At 62.0% G+C, this 20,971-nt stretch carries 24 protein-coding genes; 16 read left to right on the plus strand and 8 right to left on the minus strand.

The genetic code is table 11. The features are described from left to right. Position 1 precedes the first annotated feature (1 nt). The gene (eno, locus tag K3165_RS02105) at positions 2-1,291 is read right to left on the minus strand and encodes a phosphopyruvate hydratase (protein WP_221547215.1); all 1,290 of its coding nucleotides are present in this window, start codon (positions 1,289-1,291) and stop codon (positions 2-4) included. A 175-nt stretch (positions 1,292-1,466) separates the two neighbouring features. Here eno and K3165_RS02110 point away from each other — a divergent pair, with 175 nt between their 5' ends. The 6 genes from K3165_RS02110 (at position 1,467) to K3165_RS02135 (ending at position 4,283) form a co-directional block, all read left to right on the plus strand. Next, entirely contained in the window at positions 1,467-2,102 is a 636-nt protein-coding gene (locus K3165_RS02110; RefSeq protein WP_221547216.1) for a hypothetical protein, read from the plus strand. Positions 2,103-2,126: 24 nt separating this feature from the next. Continuing rightward, positions 2,127-2,558, plus strand: a complete 432-nt coding sequence (locus K3165_RS02115; protein WP_221547217.1) for a phage holin family protein — start codon at positions 2,127-2,129, stop codon at positions 2,556-2,558. Further along, positions 2,551-2,877 carry a hypothetical protein gene (locus K3165_RS02120; RefSeq protein ID WP_221547218.1) on the plus strand — a complete coding sequence of 109 codons (327 nt, stop codon included), beginning with the start codon at positions 2,551-2,553 and terminating at the stop codon, positions 2,875-2,877. The genes K3165_RS02115 and K3165_RS02120 overlap by 8 nt, the downstream gene beginning before the upstream one ends. 49 nt (positions 2,878-2,926) lie before the next feature. After that, a complete protein-coding gene (locus K3165_RS02125) occupies positions 2,927-3,436 on the plus strand; it encodes a hypothetical protein (RefSeq protein WP_221547219.1) in 510 nt (169 codons plus the stop codon). Between the two features lie 104 nt (positions 3,437-3,540). Beyond that, complete coding sequence (locus K3165_RS02130) at positions 3,541-3,771, plus strand: DUF4170 domain-containing protein (RefSeq protein WP_160595036.1); 231 nt, start codon at positions 3,541-3,543, stop codon at positions 3,769-3,771. Between the two features lie 11 nt (positions 3,772-3,782). Next, the gene (locus K3165_RS02135; protein WP_221547220.1) at positions 3,783-4,283 is read left to right on the plus strand and encodes a GNAT family N-acetyltransferase; all 501 of its coding nucleotides are present in this window, start codon (positions 3,783-3,785) and stop codon (positions 4,281-4,283) included. A 53-nt stretch (positions 4,284-4,336) separates the two neighbouring features. Here the strand turns inward: K3165_RS02135 and greA are convergent, their stop codons facing one another. From greA to carA, 4 genes are all read right to left on the minus strand, one after another. Then, positions 4,337-4,804, minus strand: a complete 468-nt coding sequence (gene greA, locus K3165_RS02140) for a transcription elongation factor GreA (RefSeq protein ID WP_221547221.1) — start codon at positions 4,802-4,804, stop codon at positions 4,337-4,339. 114 nt (positions 4,805-4,918) lie between these two features. Further along, positions 4,919-8,242, minus strand: a complete 3,324-nt coding sequence (gene carB, locus K3165_RS02145; RefSeq protein ID WP_221547222.1) for a carbamoyl-phosphate synthase large subunit — start codon at positions 8,240-8,242, stop codon at positions 4,919-4,921. Between the two features lie 12 nt (positions 8,243-8,254). Further along, positions 8,255-8,749 (minus strand): hypothetical protein, encoded by a 495-nt coding sequence (locus K3165_RS02150; RefSeq protein WP_221547223.1) that lies wholly within the window; start codon positions 8,747-8,749, stop codon positions 8,255-8,257. Further along, positions 8,749-9,924 carry a glutamine-hydrolyzing carbamoyl-phosphate synthase small subunit gene (gene carA, locus K3165_RS02155; RefSeq protein ID WP_221547224.1) on the minus strand — a complete coding sequence of 392 codons (1,176 nt, stop codon included), beginning with the start codon at positions 9,922-9,924 and terminating at the stop codon, positions 8,749-8,751. Before carA ends, K3165_RS02150 begins: the two co-directional genes overlap by 1 nt. A gap of 163 nt (positions 9,925-10,087) precedes the next feature. On the opposite strand from carA, the gene K3165_RS02160 reads away from it, so the two are divergent. The 4 genes from K3165_RS02160 to rpoD are packed head-to-tail and all read left to right on the plus strand — an operon-like array spanning position 10,088 to position 15,158. Then, complete coding sequence (locus tag K3165_RS02160; RefSeq protein WP_221547225.1) at positions 10,088-10,540, plus strand: GatB/YqeY domain-containing protein; 453 nt, start codon at positions 10,088-10,090, stop codon at positions 10,538-10,540. Beyond that, complete coding sequence (locus K3165_RS02165; RefSeq protein WP_345720266.1) at positions 10,537-11,223, plus strand: hypothetical protein; 687 nt, start codon at positions 10,537-10,539, stop codon at positions 11,221-11,223. Before K3165_RS02160 ends, K3165_RS02165 begins: the two co-directional genes overlap by 4 nt. A gap of 32 nt (positions 11,224-11,255) precedes the next feature. Beyond that, entirely contained in the window at positions 11,256-13,142 is a 1,887-nt protein-coding gene (gene dnaG, locus K3165_RS02170) for a DNA primase (protein ID WP_221547226.1), read from the plus strand. Between the two features lie 9 nt (positions 13,143-13,151). Continuing rightward, positions 13,152-15,158, plus strand: coding sequence for an RNA polymerase sigma factor RpoD (gene rpoD, locus K3165_RS02175; RefSeq protein ID WP_221547227.1), 2,007 nt, complete (start codon positions 13,152-13,154; stop codon positions 15,156-15,158). 52 nt (positions 15,159-15,210) lie between these two features. Here rpoD and K3165_RS02180 read toward each other — a convergent pair whose 3' ends face one another. Together K3165_RS02180 and K3165_RS02185 are read right to left on the minus strand one after the other, a co-directional pair. Further along, a complete protein-coding gene (locus K3165_RS02180; RefSeq protein WP_221547228.1) occupies positions 15,211-15,498 on the minus strand; it encodes a hypothetical protein in 288 nt (95 codons plus the stop codon). A 176-nt stretch (positions 15,499-15,674) separates the two neighbouring features. Beyond that, a complete protein-coding gene (locus K3165_RS02185) occupies positions 15,675-16,847 on the minus strand; it encodes a sensor domain-containing phosphodiesterase (RefSeq protein ID WP_221547229.1) in 1,173 nt (390 codons plus the stop codon). A 185-nt stretch (positions 16,848-17,032) separates the two neighbouring features. On the opposite strand from K3165_RS02185, the gene rpiB reads away from it, so the two are divergent. From rpiB to K3165_RS02215, 6 genes are all read left to right on the plus strand, one after another. Beyond that, complete coding sequence (rpiB, locus tag K3165_RS02190) at positions 17,033-17,470, plus strand: ribose 5-phosphate isomerase B (RefSeq protein WP_221548294.1); 438 nt, start codon at positions 17,033-17,035, stop codon at positions 17,468-17,470. Between the two features lie 2 nt (positions 17,471-17,472). Then, entirely contained in the window at positions 17,473-18,786 is a 1,314-nt protein-coding gene (gene glyA, locus K3165_RS02195; RefSeq protein WP_282098651.1) for a serine hydroxymethyltransferase, read from the plus strand. 11 nt (positions 18,787-18,797) lie between these two features. Beyond that, positions 18,798-19,121 (plus strand): hypothetical protein, encoded by a 324-nt coding sequence (locus K3165_RS02200; RefSeq protein WP_221548389.1) that lies wholly within the window; start codon positions 18,798-18,800, stop codon positions 19,119-19,121. A 14-nt stretch (positions 19,122-19,135) separates the two neighbouring features. Then, positions 19,136-19,618, plus strand: coding sequence for a transcriptional regulator NrdR (nrdR, locus tag K3165_RS02205; RefSeq protein WP_221547230.1), 483 nt, complete (start codon positions 19,136-19,138; stop codon positions 19,616-19,618). Continuing rightward, the gene (locus tag K3165_RS02210; protein ID WP_221547231.1) at positions 19,605-20,336 is read left to right on the plus strand and encodes an RNA methyltransferase; all 732 of its coding nucleotides are present in this window, start codon (positions 19,605-19,607) and stop codon (positions 20,334-20,336) included. Before nrdR ends, K3165_RS02210 begins: the two co-directional genes overlap by 14 nt. 121 nt (positions 20,337-20,457) lie before the next feature. Beyond that, positions 20,458-20,640, plus strand: a complete 183-nt coding sequence (locus K3165_RS02215) for a hypothetical protein (RefSeq protein ID WP_221547232.1) — start codon at positions 20,458-20,460, stop codon at positions 20,638-20,640. Between the two features lie 16 nt (positions 20,641-20,656). Here the strand turns inward: K3165_RS02215 and K3165_RS02220 are convergent, their stop codons facing one another. After that, positions 20,657-20,968 carry a chorismate mutase gene (locus K3165_RS02220; protein ID WP_221547233.1) on the minus strand — a complete coding sequence of 104 codons (312 nt, stop codon included), beginning with the start codon at positions 20,966-20,968 and terminating at the stop codon, positions 20,657-20,659. Between the last annotated feature and the right edge of the window lie 3 nt (positions 20,969-20,971).

A 20,971-nucleotide genomic window follows, 5' to 3' on the forward strand; every position in this document is an offset into this window, starting at 1 on the left:
TTCAGCAGACGATCTTTCCGAGGCAGTCACGACCTGCGTAGAGCGCGCTGTCGCCCAGTTCTTCCTCGATGCGGATGAGCTGGTTGTACTTGGCGAGCCGGTCGCTGCGCGCGAGGCTGCCGGTCTTGATCTGGCCGCAGTTCGTGGCGACCGCGAGATCGGCGATGGTGGCGTCCTCGGTCTCGCCGGAGCGGTGCGACATGACTGCCGTGTAGCCCGCGCGGTTCGCGATGTTCACCGCGTCTAGCGTCTCGGTCAGCGTGCCGATCTGGTTGACCTTCACCAACAGCGAGTTGGCGAGACCCTGGTCGATACCTTCGCGAAGGCGCTGCGGGTTGGTGACGAAGAGATCGTCGCCGACAAGCTGGACATCCGCGCCGATGCGATCGGTCAGGGCCTTCCAGCCCTCGAAATCGTCTTCGGCCATGCCGTCCTCGATCGACCGGATCGGATAGTCGGCGCACAGCTTGTCGAGATATTCGGCCATTTCCACGCCGGTCAGCGACAGGTTCTCGCCCGAGATTTCGTACTTGCCGTCCTTGAAGAACTCAGTCGATGCGCAATCCAGTGCGAGGAGGATGTCATCGCCCGGCTTGAACCCGGCCTGTTCGATCGAAGCCATGATGAAGTCGAGCGCATCGCGCGTACCGGCAAGGTTAGGGGCGAACCCGCCTTCGTCGCCGACCGAGGTGGCGAGACCCTTCTCGTGCAGCTTCTTCTTGAGCGTGTGGAACACTTCGGCACCCCAGCGCACGGCTTCCGACAGGCTATCGGCGCCCACCGGCATGACCATGAATTCCTGGATGTCGATCGGGTTGTCGGCGTGTTCACCGCCGTTGATGATGTTCATCATCGGGACCGGCAGGACATGCGCCGAAACGCCGCCGATGTAGCTGTAGAGCGGCAGGCCGCGCGCGTTTGCCGCGGCCTTCGCCGTGGCCATGCTGACGCCGAGAATGCCGTTCGCACCGAGGCGGCCCTTGTTGGGCGTGTCGTCGAGAGCGATCATCGAGTGGTCGATATCGCGCTGGTCCTCGGCATCGAAGTTACCGATCAGCAGGTCACGGATCTCGGTGTTGACGGCGTCGACCGCCTTGGTGACGCCCTTGCCAAGGTAACGCGCCTTGTCGCCGTCGCGCAGCTCGACCGCCTCATGCGCGCCGGTCGAGGCGCCGGATGGCACTGCCGCACGGCCGAAGCTTCCGTCTTCGAGCAATACGTCGACTTCGACCGTGGGATTGCCCCGGCTGTCGAGGATTTCACGGGCGTGGATGTCGATGATTGCGGTCATTGGAAGCGAGACTCCGGAGACAGGTGTTGTAATTCACTAGAACACCCCCAGATCGAGGGTTGGAAAGCGCTCTATTCGCCGGAACAACGGCGCGCAAGTTGCGTTGCACCATAGAAGACCCGGTTTGTTACAAACGCCGGGAAATGAATACGAATTGAGGGCAAGGACGAGAGCAATGGCAGAAACCACCGCATCAGGCGCTCCGAAGAAGCGCAAGACTTCCACCGCAAAGAAAACAGGCACTGCGAAAAAGCCGCGCAAGACCGTGGCCAAGACCAGCACTGCCAAGGAGATGACCCCAGTGACCAACACCGCAACCACCGACACCACCCCCGCCAACCCGCATCGCGCAGAAGCCAAGAGCCGCTTCAACGCTGCGCTCGAAGAAGCCAAGGCAGGTGCAGCCGCTCTCAAGGCCGAAGGCCAGGAACGCGCTGCAGCCTATCGCGGCCAGGCCAAGGGCAAGAGCGAAGACTGGGTCGCCGATGCCAAGGCTTATGGCGCCGATGCCAAGGTCAAGGGCAAGGAACTCGCGACTGAGGGCAAGGTGAAGACCAGCGAAGGCCTGCGTTCGCTGAGCAAGACCATCACCGAAAACGCTCATCAGGTCGACGAGAAGCTGGGCGCGAAGTACGGCGACTATGCCCGCAGCGCCTCGACCGCGCTCGACGATTACGCGAGCAAGCTCGACCAGAAGAGCGTCGATGATCTCGTCGAAGATGGCCGCGAATTCGTCCGCAAGAGCCCGGGCACCGCAATCGGCATCGCCGCTGTTGCAGGTTTCCTGATCTCGCGCCTATTCCGTCGCTGATAGCAATCAGCAGCCGGGGGCTCGATGATAGATAGCGAAACTCAGGAACGGCCGGACTATGAAGGTCCGCTCGACCTGCCCGACGATTACGAACCGGAAGAGGAAGACGAGGGACATCACGGTCCCTCGCTTGCCGACGACCTGTTCGCCCTCCTCGAAGACGGGAAGACTTACGCCGAAGCGGAAGTCGCCTACCAGAAGAGCCGCGCCGGTTTCACGGCCAATCGCCTCAAGGGCGCCATTGCTTTCGGGCTTGGCGCTTTTGGCGTTTTCCACCTCGCCCTGATCGCCTTCACCGTCGGTGCCGTCATTGCACTCATGCCGATGCTCGGCCCCTGGGGCGCTACGGCAGTCGTGACGATTGCCCTGATCGTGGCCGGAGTGATCCTGCTCAGGCTGCTCAAGGGACGCATCGAAGACATCCGCGACGCTTTTTCGGACGGCGACAATGAGTGATCGCAAGGCACGCATGATCGAAGACAAATACCTGCGCGATTCCGCACGGGCACTGGTCGAAGCCGATATCGAGCACATCAAGGCCGATTTCGCCCACAAGGGCCTCGGCGAACGTGCGATGGACCGGGTGACCGAAGGCGCGATGGATCTCTACGAAGAAGCCATCGACGTGGCGGAAGACAACAAGGGCGCCCTTGCCGCGTTGCTGGCTGCTATCGTCGTCTGGTTTGCGAGAAACCCGCTTTTCGAAATGCTGGGCTTCTCGAACGACGAAGAGGACGAGGATTGGGACGAAACCGCAACTGGGCCGGAACGCTGACCCCTCGCGAACCGTTATACCTACGAACACGAATTCAAGAGGTTTACCCATGTCCGACACAGCAGAAAGCAACGTCACCCCGATCAGCGCAGACAGCAAGCTGACCGATGAGGAGAAGCGCCAGCAGCTGCGCGCCCGCATCGAAGCAGGTGAACGCCGCAACGAAGAACGCTCGTTTGCCGACCAGGCGAAGGACGTAGCCGACAGCGCGATCGAATTTGCCAAGAAGCATCCGGTTGCCACCGTCGCGGGCGCAGTCGTCGTCGGTCTCGCGATCGGTGCCATGACCCGCCGCGGTCGCGAGCTCGGTCGTCGCGGTGGTTCGCTCGCATCCTATGCGACCGATGCCGCCATCGCATACGGCCTTTCGATGATCGAAGGTGCCGGTGACAAGTTCGAAGATTTCAGCGACGCAGCCGGCACGCAGGCCCGCCGCATCAAGCGCGACGCCGGTTATCGCCTCGATTCGATGGGCGACACCGTCCGCTCGAGCAGCCGCCGCGCAAGCCGCAAATCTTCGCGTGCCTATCGCGACCTTCGCGCGCGCCTGACCAACTAAACCGAATCTAAACCAAAACCACGTAGCGGCGTGACGGGCTTGCCTGTCGCGCCGCTTTCGTTATTGGCGTGGCCGAATTTCCTCCCCAAGCGAAAGAACCGATCATGGAAGAAAAAGAGAGCAAGCAGACGCTTTACCTGGTGATGGGCGGACGCGTGACCGATCCGCGCAGCGTCACCTTCTCGGATCCCGAGAGCATCCACGTCGCCGGCGTATATTCCACCTATGAAAATGCAGAGAGCGCATGGCGCGGCAACGCGCAGCGCACGGTCGACGATGCCGAAATGAAATACGTCATCGTCCACCTCCACAAGCTGCTCGATCCCGAGGCCTGAGGACAAACACGATGGGTTATTCGATCCGCTCATTCGAGGAAGGCGATGCGGAAGCGCTCGCCGAACTTGGCCGTGCAGCGATCGGAGCCATCGGACCGGATGCCTACAGCGAAGAACAGGTAGAAGCGTGGCTGGCGAATTTCGCCGGCCCGGAGGTTTACCAGGCGCAGGCCGACGCAGGGACGCAGATCTTCATCGCCACCGATGAGGACGACGAACCGGTCGCCTATGCGATGCTGGAGCAGACCGGTCATCTCGACCATCTCTACTGCCATCCCGATCACACGAAGGAAGGACTGGCCACCAGTCTTCTCGAGACGGCAGCGTTATACGCCAAATATCACGGGATCACCCATCTCTTCACCGAGGCCAGCCACATCGCGAAGCCTGCGTTCGAAAGCGCCGGCTACACGGCAATGAAGAAGCGCACATTCGAAATCGATGGCGTGGAGATCACGAACTGGGCGATGGTGAAAACCATCGAACCGGCACGAGGCATCCGCACCGCCTGAACAAAAAACCCAGCACGTGGCGGGGTTTTTCATATTCAGTCGCGCGACGAAGATCAGATGAATTCGATCTTTTCGATCAGGTAGAACTTGTCGCCGCTCGGCACGGTGACTTCCACTTCGTCTTCCAGCTGCTTGCCGATCAGCGCTCGTGCGATCGGCGAGGTGTAGCTGATGCGACCCTTGCTCGCATCGGCTTCGGTCTGGCCCACGATCTGGTACTTCACCGGCTTGTCGTCTTCATCGAGCAGGGTCACGGTCGCGCCGAAGATGACCTTGTCGCCGGACAGCGTGGTCGGATCGATAATCTGCGCACGGCTGATCTTGTCCTCGAGATCGCCGATCATCGCCTCTACCTGGCCCTGGCGTTCCTTGGCGGCATGGTATTCGGCGTTTTCCGAGAGGTCGCCGTGTGCACGCGCTTCCTCGATCGCATCGACGATACGGGGCCGTTCTGCACGCAGCACCTTGAGGTCTGCGGTCAGCTTCTCATAGCCCTCTGCCAGCATGGGCACTTTTTCCATGGGGCTTCAATCCTTCCTGCTTTGCGGCCCCTCCCCGGACAATTCGAACCCGGTCCGCGAATTTGCGGAGCCTTGGGCGGTCGAATGTGAGGAAGGGGTACGCGTGTGTTCTTGTCAGCTATAATAGTCTTGCAAGGAACGCACTTCAAGCTGCTCGGTCGAAACCTCTGCAATCGCCCGTGCCGCGGCCAGGCTTCCGGCCGCAGTGGTGTAATAGGGAAGCTTCTTTTCCAGCGCCGCTTCACGGATGGATTTGCTGTCCAGAAGCGACTGCCAGCCCTCGGTGGAGTTGAAGATCAGCGCCACTTCGCCGTCGATAATCGCATCGACGATGTGCGGACGTCCTTCGGCGACCTTGTTGACCCGCTCCACGTCGAGCCCCTGCTCCGAGAGGAAACGCTGGGTTCCGCCGGTCGCAATGACCTTGAAGCCCTGTTCGAGTATGGTCCTGACCGCCGGAAGGATGACTTCCTTGTCGCTGTCCTTGACCGAGACGAACACCGTGCCTTCAGTCGGCAGGCGCATACCCGCCCCCAGCTGCGATTTGTAGAACGCCGCAGGAAAACCGCGGTCGATGCCCATCACCTCGCCGGTGGATTTCATCTCGGGCGAAAGCACGGGGTCCGCACCGGGGAAGCGGGCGAAGGGGAAGACGGCTTCCTTCACCGCCATGTGATCGGGCCGCAGGTTGAAGGGCTCGAAATCCGAAAGCGGTTCGCCCGCCATGACGCGTGCCGCAACCTTGGCGACCGGCTGGCCGATGGCCTTGGCGACGAAAGGCACCGTGCGGCTGGCGCGCGGGTTGACCTCGATCAGGTAGACCTCGCCATCCTTGACCGCGAACTGCACGTTCATGAGGCCGCGAACGTCGAGCGCTTCGGCAAGTGCCGTGGCCTGGCGCTCCATTTCCTCGACGATATCATCGGAGAGGCTGTAGGGCGGCAGGGTGCAGGCGCTGTCGCCCGAGTGGACGCCTGCTTCCTCGATATGCTGCATGACGCCAGCGATGCGGACTTCGCTGCCATCCGCAATTACGTCGACGTCGCATTCGATCGCGTCGCGCAGGTACTGGTCGACGAGCACTGGACTGTCGCCAGACACGTTTACGGCAGTGTTGATGTAGTCATCGAGCTGCGGTTCGCTGTCGACGATTTCCATCGCGCGGCCGCCGAGCACGTAGCTCGGGCGGAGGAGCACCGGATAACCGATGCGCGCAGCGGCTGCGGCAGCCTCGTCGCGGCTTTTGGCGATGCCGTTGAGCGGCTGCTTGAGGTTGAGCTTGTTGACCAGCCTGGCGAACCGCTCGCGGTCTTCGGCAAGGTCGATCGCGTCGGGCGAGGTACCGAGGATCGGAATGCCTTCACGTTCGAGCGCGGCGGCGAGCTTCAAAGGCGTCTGGCCGCCGAACTGGACGATCGTGCCGACCACTTCGCCCTTCGACATCTCTACGCGCATGATCTCGAGCACGTCCTCTTCGGTCAGCGGCTCGAAATAGAGGCGGTCCGAAGTGTCGTAATCGGTCGAAACCGTTTCCGGATTGCAGTTGACCATGATGGTCTCGAACCCGGCCTCTGCCAAAGCGAAACAGGCGTGGACGCAGCAATAGTCGAATTCGATACCCTGTCCGATGCGGTTCGGGCCGCCGCCGAGGATGACAATCTTCTTACGATCGGACGGATCGGCCTCGTCCTCGGCCTCACCGAAGCTCGGGGCTTCGTAGGTCGAGTACATATACGGCGTGATTGCCTCGAATTCGGCGGCGCAGCTGTCGATGCGCTTGTAGACCGGATAGACGCCCAGCTTGTGACGCAGCTTGCGCACTTCCTGCTCGCTCGTCGCGCCAGCCATCGCGCGCAGCGCGTCGTGGAGCAGGCCCGAGCGGCGGGCCTGTGTCTCGGCCATGCCGCCAGCGACACCGACCGAGCGGACCGCCAGCGTGGCGAGGCGCTTGTCCGAAAAGCCCATCGCCTTCAGGCGGCGCATTTCCGTCGCATCGCGCGGCAGGCCGTTGTGGCCCAGCATGTTCTCTTCGTAGATGATCGCTTCGATCTGGCGCAGGAACCACGGGTCGAAACCGGTGATCTGCGCGATTTCCTCAACGGTGAATTCTTCGCGGAATGCCTGCGCGATCTTGAGGATGCGATCGGGGGTACGCTGGCTGAGCGATGCGGTGATCTTTTCCTTCGAGACGCCCTCGAGTTCGGGGACGCGGTTGAAGCCGTCGAGGCCGGTTTCCAAACCGCGAAGCGCCTTCTGCATCGATTCCGCGAAACAGCGACCGATAGCCATGACCTCGCCGACCGACTTCATCGCGGTCGAGAGCTCGTTCTTCGAACCCTTGAACTTCTCGAAAGCGAAGCGCGGGATCTTGGTTACGACATAGTCGATGGTCGGTTCGAAGCTTGCCGGCGTCGCGCCGGTGATCTCGTTCTGGATTTCGTCGAGCGTGTAGCCGACAGCGAGCTTCGCCGCGACGCGCGCGATGGGGAAGCCGGTCGCCTTCGATGCGAGCGCCGAAGACCGCGAGACACGCGGGTTCATCTCGATGACGATGAGGCGGCCATCCTTAGGATTGACTGCGAACTGTACGTTCGAACCGCCTGTTTCCACGCCGATTTCACGCAGCACCTCGATCGAGGCGGTGCGCATGATCTGATATTCCTTGTCGGTCAGCGTCAGCGCCGGTGCAACCGTGATGGAGTCGCCGGTATGCACGCCCATCGGATCGACGTTCTCGATCGAACAAATGATGATGCAATTGTCTTTGCGGTCGCGCACCACCTCCATCTCGTATTCCTTCCAGCCGAGGAGCGATTCCTCGATCAGGACCTCGGTGGTGGGCGATGCGTCGAGGCCTTCGCGAACGATACGCTCGAACTCGGCCTTGTTGTAGGCGATGCCGCCGCCGGTTCCACCAAGCGTGAAGCTGGGGCGGATGATGGCAGGCAGGCCCGTGCGCTCGAGCACGGCATAGGCTTCCTCGACCGTGTTCGCGACACCACTGCGCGCGCTTTCCAGGCCGATAGCATCCATAGCCTCGCGGAAACGCTGGCGGTTTTCGGCCTTGTCGATGGCATCGGCATCTGCGCCGATCATCTGCACGCCGAACTTCTCGAGCGTGCCGTCATTGAACAGCGACAGGGCGCAGTTCAGCGCCGTCTGCCCGCCCATCGTCGGCAGGACCGCGTCGGGCCGTTCCTTTTCGATAATCTTGGCGACGATCTCGGGTGTGATCGGCTCGACATAGGTCGCGTCGGCCATTTCCGGATCGGTCATGATCGTGGCGGGGTTCGAGTTCACCAGGATGACCCGATACCCCTCTTCCTTCAGCGCCTTGATCGCCTGCGTGCCGGAATAGTCGAATTCGCACGCCTGGCCGATAATGATCGGGCCGGCGCCGATTACGAGGATCGAGGAAATGTCTGTGCGTTTGGGCATGGGAGCTTTCGTCTATGATCCGCTGATCGCTGCGCGCTGGCTGTCGGTGGAGAAATACTTGCCGTCGAATCCGGCGGTGATGTTGGTCCGGACCTCGTCCGGGATGCGGCACTTGGCCGCCACTTTTCCGACGACGCTATCGATCCGGTCGCGCACGGTCATGATCTGGCCGCTCTCGTCATCGATAGGCGTGAAGCTTTCCTCGGCCATCTCGTTCCCCTCGCCGTTCATGCAGGGAAACACCGAGGCGCGCACCGTAGCGCGCGGGCCATTCGAGCCCGGTGCAAGCGAGTAAGCGAGTGTCAGCTGGTTCAGCTGGCGCTTCAGCTGGAAGGCGCCGTTATCGTCGGTGCCGACAGTCCAGCCGGTATCGACCTGAGGGACTGCTGCAGGACCTGCCTCGCCATTTGCTGCCTGCGATGCAGTATCGGAACTACCGCAGGCTACGAGCGACAAAGCCAGTACCGCCGCCACGACCGCTGAATGCGTGTGCTTGAAAGTGGTCATCAGAGCATCCCCACGAATTTTTCGAACAGGTAGAAACTGTCCTGCGGCCCGGGGCTTGCCTCGGGGTGGTATTGAACTCCGAACGCCTTCTTGCCCCTGATCGTGATCCCGCAATTGGTGCCGTCGAAGAGTGAAACGTGGGTCTGTTCGACCGTTTCGGGCAGCGTTTCGACATCGATGGCGAATCCGTGGTTCATGCTGGTGATCTCGACGAGGCCGGTGCTCTCGCCCCACCCTTCCCCGACGCGCTGGACGGGGTGGTTGGCGCCGCGATGACCTTGGAACATCTTGGCGGTCTTCGCGCCAGCCGCGAGGCCGAGCATCTGGTGGCCGAGGCAGATGCCGAACAGCGGGATATCGCGTTCGAGCAGGCCCTGGATGACCGGGACGGCGTATTCGCCAGTGGCAGCCGGATCGCCGGGACCGTTCGACAGGAAAACCCCGTCGGGCTGCAGCGCGAGGATATCCTCGAGACTGGTACGCGCTGGCACGACCGTGACCTTCGCGCCGGCCCTCACGAGGTTGCGGAAGATGTTGTCCTTGGCGCCATAGTCGATTGCCACGACATGGGGCTTGGCATTGTCGGCCTCTGCATAGCCGGTACCCAGCTGCCAGTAGCCGCCCTTCCAGTCCTCGCGGTCGTCGCGGGTGACGCCGGGCACGAGGTCGAGGCCTTCGAGCCCGCTCCACTCCGCCGCCTGCTTCTTCAGCGCCTTCAGGTCGAACTGGCCGCGCGGATTGTGCGCGATCACGGCATTGGGAGCGCCCTGCGCCCTGATACGGCGGGTAAGCGCACGGGTATCGACCCCCGAAAGGCCGATCTTGCCATGCTTCGCACACCATTCGACGAACTCGTCGCGGGCGCGGAAATTCGAATGACGGGTCACGTCCTGCCGCACGATCAGGCCGACAGCGCCCAGGCCGCGGCTCTCCACGTCTTCCTCGTTCGCGCCGACATTGCCGATATGCGGGAAGGTGAAGGTGACGATCTGGCTGTCATATGAGGGATCGGTCATCACCTCCTGGTAGCCGGTCATGGCGGTATTGAAGCAGACCTCGCCCACCGCGGAACCGGTGGCGCCGAAGCCTTTGCCCCAGATGCAGGTGCCATCTGCGAGGACGATGACTCCCGTCGCGTCTTTGGGTTGCGCGTGCGAGAATGCGGACAGGGCCATGGGCGCTCCGGGTCAGGGGGTTTCCAGCGATGTGTGCTAAGTCCCAGCCGCTAGGGCGCGCAGCGATTCCCGTCAAGCCGCGTTTGGGCGGAACACTTGGCTTTATGCCAGCTTGTTCTAAATGAGACGCGAACCATCCACAGTTTAACGAAAAAGAGAACCGATGCTCCGCGATAAGATCCAGTCCGAAACCGTCACCGCCATGAAAGCGAAAGACAAGGAGCGCACGGCCGCGCTTCGCCTGATCGGCGCCAAGATCAAGGATCGCGACATCGAACTGCGCACCGCCGACAAGAAGCCCGAGGACGACGAGCTCGTCACCGACGTGCTGATGAAGATGGCCAAGCAGCGCAAGGAATCGATCGCCATGTATGAAGATGGCGGACGTCAGGAGCTCGCCGACAAGGAAAAGGCCGAACTCGCCGTCATCGAGGAATTCCTGCCCCAGCAGATGAGCGAGGAAGAAACCCGCGCCGCCATCGCGCAGATCAAGGCCGACACGGGTGCCGAGGGCATGAAGGACATGGGCAAGGTCATGGGCGAACTGAAAGCCCGCCATGGCGCCACGCTCGACATGACCAAGGCCAGCGGCCTCGTGAAGGAAGCTCTTTCGTGAGGAAGCTGCTGCTGATCGCGCCGCTTGCGCTCGCCGCGTGTTCGCAGGGCGAGCCGGAACCGAAGCCTACGCCGACACCCACGGTGGCCCAGCCGCGTACGCTGGCTGCAGCCGATCTCGACATGGAAGCGCTCGGGGCGAAAATCGTCGGCCCTCAAGGCCCCGAAGTCGAGACCGTGCTGAGCGCCGGCAACCGGGAAATCGGCAAGATGGTGAGCTTTGTCGCCTGCCCTGCCGACGTGACCGAGTGCAAACCTGGCGAGATGCCGGAAGGCACCATCTACACCTATGTGCACCAGGTCACGCTCGCGGATGATTTCGTACAGGCCGAGCAGCCCACCGATGGTCCCGAGGTTGTCGAAAGCCCGCCGACCCTTTTCCGCATGACGGAGCAGGCGCACGGCTTCACCCGTGCGGTCGGCTATTCGACCGAGCAGGCGGTGGAAGCTCTCGGCGGTGAAGATGCGATCTCGATCACCAGCGACGACGGCAGGATCATCTGGCGCGTCGTCGAAGGCGATGGCTGGAAGCCGGGCACGACGATCAGCTTCTGGTGGCAGTCCACCCTTCCCCCGGCAGGTCCGGCGGACGCCTACCTGCTGGAAATCGAAGGCAATCAGGCTGTCGCGCGAGGCCCCTTTCCCGCCGAGGAAAATCCGGTAGCGGAGACGCCCGCAAGCTAGCGGTTTGGCGCGGCTCGCGGTAGGGACGCGACATGGCCCTTTCACCCCAATGGCTGGACGAATTGCGCATGCGGACCACGCTGTCCGCAGTGATCGGCCGTACCGTGCGCCTCACCAAGGCGGGGCGTGAGTTCAAGGCTTGTTGCCCCTTCCACAACGAAAAGACGCCCAGTTTCTACGTCAATGACGAGAAGGGCTTCTACCATTGTTTCGGTTGCGAGGCCCATGGTGACGCGATCCGCTGGCTGACCGACCAGCGCGGGATGCCGTTCATGGATGCGGTGAAGGAACTGGCGGCGGAGGCCGGGATGGAAGTCCCTGCCCCCGATCCGCGCGCTGCCGAACGTGCGGAAAAACGCGCCAGCCTCCACGACGTCACGGCAGCGGCGCAGCAATGGTACGTGGACGAACTCGGCTCCGCTGAAGGTGCGGAAGCGCGAGCATACCTGAAGCGGCGCGGGTTTTCGGCAGGCGTCGTCAGGGAGTTCGGTTTCGGGTTCGCTCCGTCCGATCGCCAGGCGCTCAAGCGGGCCCTGTCGAAATTCGACGAATCCATGCTCATCGAGGCCGGGATGCGGATCGATGTCGAGGACAAGGATCCTTACGACAGGTTCCGCGGGCGCCTGATGCTGCCCATCCAGGATACGCGCGGGCGGGTCATCGCCTTTGGCGGTCGTATCCTTGATGATGACGCCTACGGGCCGAAATATCTCAACAGCCCCGATACGCCGCTCTTCGACAAGGGCCGCACGCTCTACAACCTGCACCGCGCCGCACCAGCTGCGCGCCAGAGCGGGCGGATCATCGTCGTCGAAGGCTATATGGATGCCATCGCACTTGCCAATGCAGGCATCGCGGAAGCGGTCGCTCCCCTTGGAACCGCCCTTACCGAAAACCAGATCGAGCTGCTCTGGCGACAGGTCGAGCGTCCCATCCTGTGCTTCGACGGGGACAATGCCGGCCAGCGTGCAGCCATGCGCGCGATCGGCCGTGTCCTGCCGATGCTGCGCCCCGGGCACTCCCTGTCGATTGTTCGGATGCCCGCCGGAATGGATCCCGATGACCTGATCCGCGACAAGGGTGTCGGGGCGATGGAGGAATTGCTTTCAAACCCTGCCAGCCTGCTCGACACGCTCTGGGCATTCGAGCGCGACGCCCTTCCCCTCAATTCGCCCGAAGAGAAAGCGGGCCTCAAGGAGCGCTTGCTGGCCCATGTCGATACGATCCAGCACCCCGACATTCGGGCGCTCTACAAGAAGGAACTGCTCGAACGGTTCTCCGCCTACGCATTTCCGCCTCGCGAGTTCAAACCGCGGGGCGAATGGAAGAAGGGCGGCTTCAACGCCGCGCCCCCTCGCCTCTCGCCCGAAACCGCTGCCCGCTTGAAGCACGCCATGTCCGGCGGTTCTCGCGATGCTCTTGCCGTGGCCGTCATCCATGGATTGCTACGGTTTCCGCACGAGATCGTGCGCCACGAGGAAGCCCTGTCCCGCTTCGCGGCGCGTGACCCGAAAGTCGGCCCTGCGATAGATTCGTTGATTGCCGCTGCGGAAACGCTTGATTCGCGCGCCGAATCGCCCATATCCCTCCCAGAAGGCCTACCCGCCCCACCGGCAACCACCTATTTCGCCTTTCTCGATAAAGGCACAGACCCGGTTGATGCGCGCGAGGATCTGGCTGAAGCCGTGTCGTTGCTGGTCGAAAGGCCGGCGCTTGAAGCCGCGCTTGCAGAAGCGACCGCGCGTTTCGAAACCGACCCCGAAGGAGCTTTCGCCGATCAACAGCGTTTGTTGAAGCGGAAGCTGGAATTCGAGGCGCGACTCGGCCAGATGGCAAGCCGAAAGGCCGCTTCGCCGGCCAATAGAGAATCAGATACCGCGCGGAGCGAAGTCTCCGACAGCGCAGAGAATATGGACTGACCCCAGTTTATGGCCACCAAATCCAAGTCGGGCGACAAAGACGACGCTCCCCTGATCGATCTCAACGAAGCTTCGATCAAGAAGCTCATCACCAAGGCGAAGAAAAAGGGCTACGTCACCTATGACGAGCTCAACGACGCTTTGCCTCAAGGCGAGATGAGCAGCGACCAGATCGAGGATATCCAGTCGGCTCTTTCGGAAATGGGCGTCCAGATCGTCGAGAACGACGAGGAAGCCGAAGCAGAGGACGAAGTCGAGGAAATCGCGCCCGCTCCTTCCGCCAAGGAAAAAGACGCGGTCAAGAAGCCTGCCGCCAAGAAGACCGGCACCGGCGAACGCACCGACGACCCGGTTCGCATGTACCTGCGCGAAATGGGCGCGGTGGAACTGCTCAGCCGCGAAGGCGAAATTGCCATCGCCAAGCGTATCGAGGCCGGCCGCGACATGATGATCATGGGCCTGTGCCAGAGCCCGATCACCTTCCACGCGATCATCCAGTGGTCCGAAGCGCTCAACAACGAAGAGATGCAGCTGCGCGAGATCCTCGATCTCGATGCCATGCTCTCCAAAGAGCCGCCGGCGGACAAGATGGCCGACGACGCCGAAGACGACGATGACGACGGCGAGATCTCCGAAGAAACCGCCGGCCCGTCGATCCGCGACGATGACGACGACGATGACGACGAGGATTCGGACGGCGAAGAAGGCGAAGAAGGTTCTTCCAAGGACGACGAGGAAGAAGAAGACAACACCATGTCGCTGGCGCAGATGGAAGCTGCGCTAAAGCCTGACGCCATCGAACGCTTCGCCCGCATCAAGGACCTGTTCGGCAAGTTCGAGAAGCTCCAGAAGGAGCGCGTCGAGGTCCTCGGCCGCGGCGAAGCCTTCCCGGCAGCCAAGGAAAAGAAGTACGAGGCTCTTTCCGACCAGCTCACTGCCGAAGTCGAAAGCGTCCAGTTCCACGCGACCAAGATCGAATTCCTGGTCGACAACCTCTACGCCTTCAATCGCCGCCTGACCGCGCTCGGCGGCCAGATGCTGCGCCTCGCGGAGCGGCACAAGGTCAAGCGCGTCGACTTCCTCGAAGCCTATATCGGCAACGAGCTCGACGATGCGTGGATGGATGACCGCGTCAAGAAGGACAAGAAATGGGCCGCCTTCGCGGAGAAGGAAGCCGACGCGATCGACCGTATCCGTACGGAAATCAGCGACATCGCCAGCGCCACCGGCATGGCGCTCGAAGAGTTCCGCCGCATCGTGAACATGGTCCAGAAGGGCGAGCGTGAAGCGCGTATCGCCAAGAAGGAAATGGTCGAGGCGAACCTTCGCCTCGTGATCTCGATCGCGAAGAAATACACCAACCGCGGCCTGCAGTTCCTCGACCTGATCCAGGAAGGCAACATCGGCCTGATGAAGGCGGTCGACAAGTTCGAATACCGCCGCGGCTACAAGTTCTCGACCTACGCGACCTGGTGGATTCGCCAGGCGATCACTCGCTCGATCGCCGATCAGGCGCGCACGATCCGAATCCCGGTCCACATGATCGAGACGATCAACAAGCTGGTCCGCTGTTCGCGCCAGTTCCTGCACGACCAGGGCCGCGAACCGACACCCGAAGAGATGGCGGAGAAGCTCTCCATGCCGCTCGAGAAGGTGCGCAAGGTGATGAAGATCGCCAAGGAACCGATCAGCCTCGAAACGCCCATCGGCGACGAGGAAGATTCGCACCTTGGCGATTTCATCGAGGACAAGAACGCGATCATTCCGGTCGACGCAGCGATCCAGGCGAACCTCAAGGAAACGGTCACCCGCGTCCTTGCCTCGCTCACCCCGCGCGAAGAACGCGTACTGCGCATGCGCTTCGGCATCGGCATGAACACTGATCACACGCTGGAGGAAGTCGGCCAGCAGTTCTCGGTGACTCGCGAACGTATCCGTCAGATCGAGGCCAAGGCGCTGCGCAAGCTCAAGCACCCGAGCCGCAGCCGCAAGATGCGCTCGTTCCTCGACCAGTAACGATGAATTGGGGCCGGTTGGGACACTTCCTGGCCGGCCTCCTTTCCTCGACTCAGATCGCTGGGTCCGCCAGCTTTCCTGTCACGACCTGATAGCCTTGCACTCCGCCAATGGGCGGCATGGCGATCTTCATTTCGAAACTATCGCTGCGGTACCAACCTGAAACGGTCTGCGAGTGTGCCGGAAACGGTGCCACTGCCCCCTGATCGAGATGGCCCGAAATTTCGCCGTCCTCGAAAGTGACGTTCGCTGCCTTTGCTCCGTGATAGAACTCGGAGAAAAAGACGGCTTTTGGAGATGCCGATGCGAGATCCTGCGGGATCGTGACGGTATCGGTCATTTCCCCTGCCCGAACACCCGGAGTATCTCCTTCGAGCCACGCCTGGAGTTCCCAATCTCCCGGCTGGAAGGAATGCGGATCACTCCCGCAGGCAGAAAGCATGGCAATCGCTCCAAGAAGGGCGGCGGCGGATTGGAACCGTTTCACCTTCACATCTCCGATAACAAGGCGACTTCTCAGCCCTTTTTCAGATATTTGGCTGCTTCCTCGACCGGCATGGGCTTCGCGTAGAAGAAGCCCTGACCGTATTCGACACCCAACCGGCGCAGGACCTCGGCCTCTTCCTCGTATTCGATGCCCTCGGCGATCAGTTTCGAGCCGATTGCCTCGGCGAACTTCACCATCGCACCCACGAGAGCGCAGCGCGCCACGTCCTTGTGGATGTCGCGCGTCAGCGTCATGTCGAGCTTCAGAAGGTCGGGTGCGAGATCCACAAGATGGCGCATGCCCGCATAGCCCGAGCCGACGTCGTCGATGGCAATCTTTGCTCGTTTGCGGATCGGTTCGAGAGCGGCCTTGAGGGCCGCAAAGTCCTCGACCTGTTGATGCTCGGTGAGTTCGATGACGAGATTAGTCTCGCCCGCCTTGTCGAGGATCGCTCCCAAAGCGCCCGACATCACGGCCTCCGGCGACACGTTGACCGACAGATAGGAATCCTGGGGCACCTTCCGCATGCTCTCGAGCGCGCATTCGACGGCCAGCAATTCCAGCTCCACTCCGCGGCCGATCTCGGCGGCTTCGTCAAACCACTTGTCCGGCCCGCGCATCATCGCATCGGGGAAGCGAGCGAGGCACTCCGCACCAACCGGCTTGCCCGTCTTGATCTCGTGAATCGGCTGCTGGACGATTTGCATGGCCTTGTCTTCAACCAGCTTCGTGATGCGGGCATCGATCCGGGAATGGCGATAATCGCTGTCGAGATTTGATTCGATCTGCTCGACCGCCAGCGCGGCAAAGGCCTTGAGCACGCCGAGATCACGCTCCGTCATTGTGCGATCGGCCGTGCGGCTGAGGCAGCAGAAACTGCCGTACAGCGTGCCGTCCGACAGGCGGAGCGGCGTGTTCAGATGACAGCCGACTGGCAGGAAATGGGTAATTGCAATGTCCTGCGTGAAGGGAAAATCGGCCGGATCCTGAATCAGTTCTGGCAGGCGCCCCTCGGCAATATGCCAGCAATAGCTGTTTTCGCGCGGGTCGCGGAAACCTGGCCCCATCGGCAGTTCGATATCTGCATCGATATGGGTGAGTTCCTTCTCGCCGTCCTCGACATAGCGTGAAGCAAAGGCGATTTCGGTACCCAGATGGGTACGCACCGCATGCAGGATGCGGTCGATCGAGCCTCCACGCATGGGTTCACGGGCGACTCCCGGGGCAATCGCAGGGGCAAGCGATGGTTGCGCAGACATATCCATAGCCCCGCGTTAACCTCGAAACGTTTAAAAATTGGACACCATAGGCAGCACTGGCCGGAATTCGTGTGCACGAGGGGGCAAACGGGGTGGAGAGAATCGCCCCGACGCCCTATGTGCGCGGCATGCGTATTGCCCTTGCTTCCGACCATGCCGCCATCGAGCTGAAAGCAGTTCTGCGCGACTGGCTTATCGAACAGGGTCACGAGGTCGCCGACCTCGGGCCGGAGACCACCGACAGCGTCGATTATCCCGACTTCGGCTACAAGCTGGCCGGCGTCGTCGCAGATGGCACGGCCGAACGCGGTATCGCGCTGTGTGGCAGCGGCATCGGCATTTCGATGAGCGTGAACCGCAATCCCGCGGTGCGCTGCGCCCTGGTTTCCGAACCGCTTTCGGCAAGCCTGTGCCGCGAACACAATGATGCGAACTGCATCGCGATGGGCGCGCGCCTGATCGGCGTGGACATGGCCAAGGCCTGCGTCACCGCCTTCCTCGAAACCGAATTCGCCGGCGGTCGCCACCAGCGCCGCGTCGACAAGCTCTCCAACCCGGAATTCTGATCATGGCTACCCAGGCAAAAGACACCGCTCGCACCCCGATGGACCGCTTCTGGCACGATAGCCTCGCCGAAGCCGATCCCGAGATCTACGAAGCCGTCCGCAAGGAACTGGGTCGTCAGCAGGACAAGATCGAGCTGATCGCGAGCGAGAACATCGCATCGACCGCAGTGCTCGAAGCCACCGGCAGCGTGTTCACCAACAAGTACGCCGAAGGCTATCCGGGCAAGCGCTACTACGGCGGGTGCGACTATGCCGACGTGGTGGAAACCCTCGCCATCGAGCGCGCCAAGGAACTGTTCGGCTGCAATTTCGCCAACGTCCAGCCTAACTCAGGTTCGCAGATGAACCAGGCTGTCTTCCTCGCGCTGCTGCAGCCGGGCGACACTTTCATGGGCCTCGACCTCAATTCGGGCGGTCACCTCACCCATGGCTCGCCGGTCAACATGAGCGGCAAGTGGTTCAACCCTGTCAGCTACGGCGTTCGCAAGGATGACGAACTTATCGACATGGACGAAGTTCGCGCCACCGCGCTCGAACACAAGCCCAAGCTGATCATCGCCGGCGGCACGGCCTATTCGCGCGTCTGGGACTGGGAAGCCTTCCGCAAGATCGCCGATGAAGTCGGTGCCTACCTCATGGTCGACATGAGTCACATCTCCGGCCTTGTCGCCGGCGGTGCGCACCCCTCGCCCTTCCCGCACGCCCATGTCGTCACCTCGACCACCCACAAGAGCCTGCGCGGTCCGCGATCGGGCATCATCCTGTGGAACGACGAGGAATTCACCAAGCCGATCAACATGGCGGTCTTCCCGGGCATGCAGGGCGGCCCCCTGATGCACGTCATCGCCGCCAAGGCAGTTGCCTTCCGCGAAGCGCTGCGCCCCGATTTCAAGGACTATGCGGCAAATGTCGTCGCCAATGCGCGCGCGCTTGCCCGCGGTATCGAGGCGAACGGCCTGCGCGTCGTTTCGGGCGGGACGGACAACCACTCCATGCTGGTCGACCTCACGCCCAAGGACGTGACTGGCAAGGCAGCCGAAGCCGGTCTCGACCGTGCATGGCTGACCTGCAACAAGAACGGCATTCCCTACGATACGCGCAGCCCCTTCGTGACCAGCGGCATCCGCCTTGGTTCGCCTGCAGGCACGACTCGCGGCTTCGGCGAGGCCGAGTTCGAAACCATCGGCAAGCTTATCTGCGAAGTGGTCGACGGCATGTCGCGCAACGGCCCCGAGGGCGATGGACAGGTCGAGCAGAGCGTGCGTGACCGCGTCGCCGAACTGTGCAAGGCTTTCCCGGTCTATCCCGGACGCTGAGGAGAGCAATCATGGGTAACATTCCAGACGACCGCGAACCGACCGGCTATCGTCCGTCCGACGACGACCGCCCGACCGGTCGCGACGACGATTTCAACCGCAGCCGCGATGATGAACCGTCGAAGCCTGCATATGGCGATCACGACCTCGTCCCGGACGCGACTGCCGAGATCAAGGCGATGGCGAAGGAAGGGCTCAATCATCCCTCGACCAAGCCGGTGCTCACCGGTGCAGCCGTTGGCGCGATCGCGGGCGGCGTCCTGCCCGTCGTGACCTGGCCCATCGGCCTTATCGCCGGTGCGGGCTTCATGCTCTACAAGCGCCTGCGCCCCTGATTTACGGATAACCGATGCGTTGCCCATTCTGTGCCCATGACGACAGTCAGGTAAAAGACTCTCGTCCGACCGAGGATTCCACCTCGATCCGCCGCCGCCGCCAGTGTTCGAAATGCGGCGCACGTTTCACCACTTTCGAGCGTGTGCAGTTGCGCGAAGTCACCGTCGTGAAATCTGGTGCGAACGGCAAGGAGGCGCGGCGCGAGGCGTTCGATCGCTCCAAGCTCGAACAGTCGATCTCGCTCGCCTGCCGCAAGCGCGATGTTGCACAGGAACAGATCGACCAGCTCGTCAGCGGCATCCAGCGTCAGGTCGAAACTGCCGGAGAGGCAGAAATCCCCTCCAAGCGCATCGGCGAACTGGTGATGGACGGCCTGCGCCAGCTCGACAGCGTCGCCTATATCCGTTTCGCCAGCGTCTATCGCGACTTCAGCGAAGCCCGCGACTTCGAGGAATTCGCGAGCACCGTGCAGGAAGCCGCCAATGAGCAAGGCTGACAGCCGCAAACCCGTCGTCGTGCTGGTTCGCCCGCAGCTGGGCGAGAACATCGGCAAGGCCGCGCGGGCCATGCTCAATTTCGGCCTGACCGAGCTGCGCATGGTCTCGCCGCGTGATGGATGGCCCAATCCCGATGCAGGGCCCGCCGCAGCCGGTGCCGATATCGTGCTCGAAAAGGCGCAGGTTTTCGAAACCACGGCAGAGGCAGTCGCCGATTGCGCGCATGTCTACGCAACCACGGTGCGTAAGCGCGGCGTGACCAAGCCGGTATACACACCCGAAGAAGCAAGCCGCGAGATGGCAGGCGCGGAAGGTCGCAGCGCGATCCTGTTCGGTCCCGAGCGCTCGGGTCTGGAGACCGAGGATGTCGCGCTTGCCCGCGCAATCCTGACCGTGCCGATCAATCCCGAGTTCGGATCGCTCAATCTCGCCCAGGCCGTGATCCTGTGCGCCTATGAATGGTCCAAGCACGAGGAACTGGTCCAGCCGACGCAGGAAGACCTCCTCCCCCCTGCCCCACAGGACGAGCTGGAGGGCCTGATCGCGCATCTGGAAGGGATGCTCGAACCCAAGGGCTATTTCCTTCCCGAGGCTCGCGCCGATGCGACACGCCGCACGCTGCGAGGCGTCTTGACCAAGCCGGGCTGGAATCACCTCGAGGTGCGCACCCTGCGCGGGGTGCTTTCTTCGCTTCAGCGTGGTCCCAAACGCAGTTAGTCGATTAATCATCGACCGTTCATCGAACGCCCGTTAGCAGGCGGGCGAACGATTTTCCCAGACAAAACGAGGATTTACGATGCGTTTCGCTTTGCCCGCACTTGCCCTTGCCACCCTTTCGATGCCCGCACTCGCAAACGAGCCGGAAGAAAAGAAGGACGAGAAGAAGACCGAAGCGCAGAAGCCTGCCGAAGCGAAGGACGAAAAAATTTGCCGCTACATCCGCATGGACATGAGCAGCCGCCGCAAGGAAAAGGTTTGCCTGACCAAGGAAGGCTGGACCGACTTCAACCAGGGCAACTGATCGCCCTCACACCCGGTCAGCTACGAATGCGGTCCCACTCGACCAGTTCGTAAGCGATCGAGGTTTCGACCAGAAGGTCCCAGATTTGCGCGATTTTCCCATGCGGAAGGTCGCGCTTTTCTGCATCTACGACAGCGTTTTCGATCACTTCCGCCTTGCGCGCTTCATCACGAACAACGTTGCGGTCCTGCTTGATACGAGCGGCGGCGCGCATGTAGCCGAAGCGGCGGTCCAGCAGCTCCATCAGCTCGCGATCGGTAGTGTCGACGCCTACGCGCACCTCGCGCATGTCGGTGCAGTCTTCGGGCAGCTTGAAATCGTCACTCATGGC

It is taken from the genome of Qipengyuania xiamenensis (genome assembly GCF_019711495.1).
In the GTDB taxonomy this organism is placed as follows: Bacteria; Pseudomonadota; Alphaproteobacteria; order Sphingomonadales; family Sphingomonadaceae; genus Qipengyuania; species Qipengyuania xiamenensis.

Coding starts and splice junctions, on each gene's coding strand:
- eno (WP_221547215.1), bottom strand. CDS start 1,291: ATGACCGCAATCATCGACATCCACGCCCGTGAAATCCTCGACAGCCGG.
- K3165_RS02110 (WP_221547216.1), top strand. CDS start 1,467: ATGGCAGAAACCACCGCATCAGGCGCTCCGAAGAAGCGCAAGACTTCC.
- K3165_RS02115 (WP_221547217.1), top strand. CDS start 2,127: ATGATAGATAGCGAAACTCAGGAACGGCCGGACTATGAAGGTCCGCTC.
- K3165_RS02120 (WP_221547218.1), top strand. CDS start 2,551: ATGAGTGATCGCAAGGCACGCATGATCGAAGACAAATACCTGCGCGAT.
- K3165_RS02125 (WP_221547219.1), top strand. CDS start 2,927: ATGTCCGACACAGCAGAAAGCAACGTCACCCCGATCAGCGCAGACAGC.
- K3165_RS02130 (WP_160595036.1), top strand. CDS start 3,541: ATGGAAGAAAAAGAGAGCAAGCAGACGCTTTACCTGGTGATGGGCGGA.
- K3165_RS02135 (WP_221547220.1), top strand. CDS start 3,783: ATGGGTTATTCGATCCGCTCATTCGAGGAAGGCGATGCGGAAGCGCTC.
- greA (WP_221547221.1), bottom strand. CDS start 4,804: ATGGAAAAAGTGCCCATGCTGGCAGAGGGCTATGAGAAGCTGACCGCA.
- carB (WP_221547222.1), bottom strand. CDS start 8,242: ATGCCCAAACGCACAGACATTTCCTCGATCCTCGTAATCGGCGCCGGC.
- K3165_RS02150 (WP_221547223.1), bottom strand. CDS start 8,749: ATGACCACTTTCAAGCACACGCATTCAGCGGTCGTGGCGGCGGTACTG.
- carA (WP_221547224.1), bottom strand. CDS start 9,924: ATGGCCCTGTCCGCATTCTCGCACGCGCAACCCAAAGACGCGACGGGA.
- K3165_RS02160 (WP_221547225.1), top strand. CDS start 10,088: ATGCTCCGCGATAAGATCCAGTCCGAAACCGTCACCGCCATGAAAGCG.
- dnaG (WP_221547226.1), top strand. CDS start 11,256: ATGGCCCTTTCACCCCAATGGCTGGACGAATTGCGCATGCGGACCACG.
- rpoD (WP_221547227.1), top strand. CDS start 13,152: ATGGCCACCAAATCCAAGTCGGGCGACAAAGACGACGCTCCCCTGATC.
- K3165_RS02180 (WP_221547228.1), bottom strand. CDS start 15,498: ATGACCGATACCGTCACGATCCCGCAGGATCTCGCATCGGCATCTCCA.
- K3165_RS02185 (WP_221547229.1), bottom strand. CDS start 16,847: ATGCGTGGAGGCTCGATCGACCGCATCCTGCATGCGGTGCGTACCCAT.
- rpiB (WP_221548294.1), top strand. CDS start 17,033: ATGCGTATTGCCCTTGCTTCCGACCATGCCGCCATCGAGCTGAAAGCA.
- glyA (WP_282098651.1), top strand. CDS start 17,473: ATGGCTACCCAGGCAAAAGACACCGCTCGCACCCCGATGGACCGCTTC.
- K3165_RS02200 (WP_221548389.1), top strand. CDS start 18,798: ATGGGTAACATTCCAGACGACCGCGAACCGACCGGCTATCGTCCGTCC.
- nrdR (WP_221547230.1), top strand. CDS start 19,136: ATGCGTTGCCCATTCTGTGCCCATGACGACAGTCAGGTAAAAGACTCT.
- K3165_RS02210 (WP_221547231.1), top strand. CDS start 19,605: ATGAGCAAGGCTGACAGCCGCAAACCCGTCGTCGTGCTGGTTCGCCCG.
- K3165_RS02215 (WP_221547232.1), top strand. CDS start 20,458: ATGCCCGCACTCGCAAACGAGCCGGAAGAAAAGAAGGACGAGAAGAAG.
- K3165_RS02220 (WP_221547233.1), bottom strand. CDS start 20,968: ATGAGTGACGATTTCAAGCTGCCCGAAGACTGCACCGACATGCGCGAG.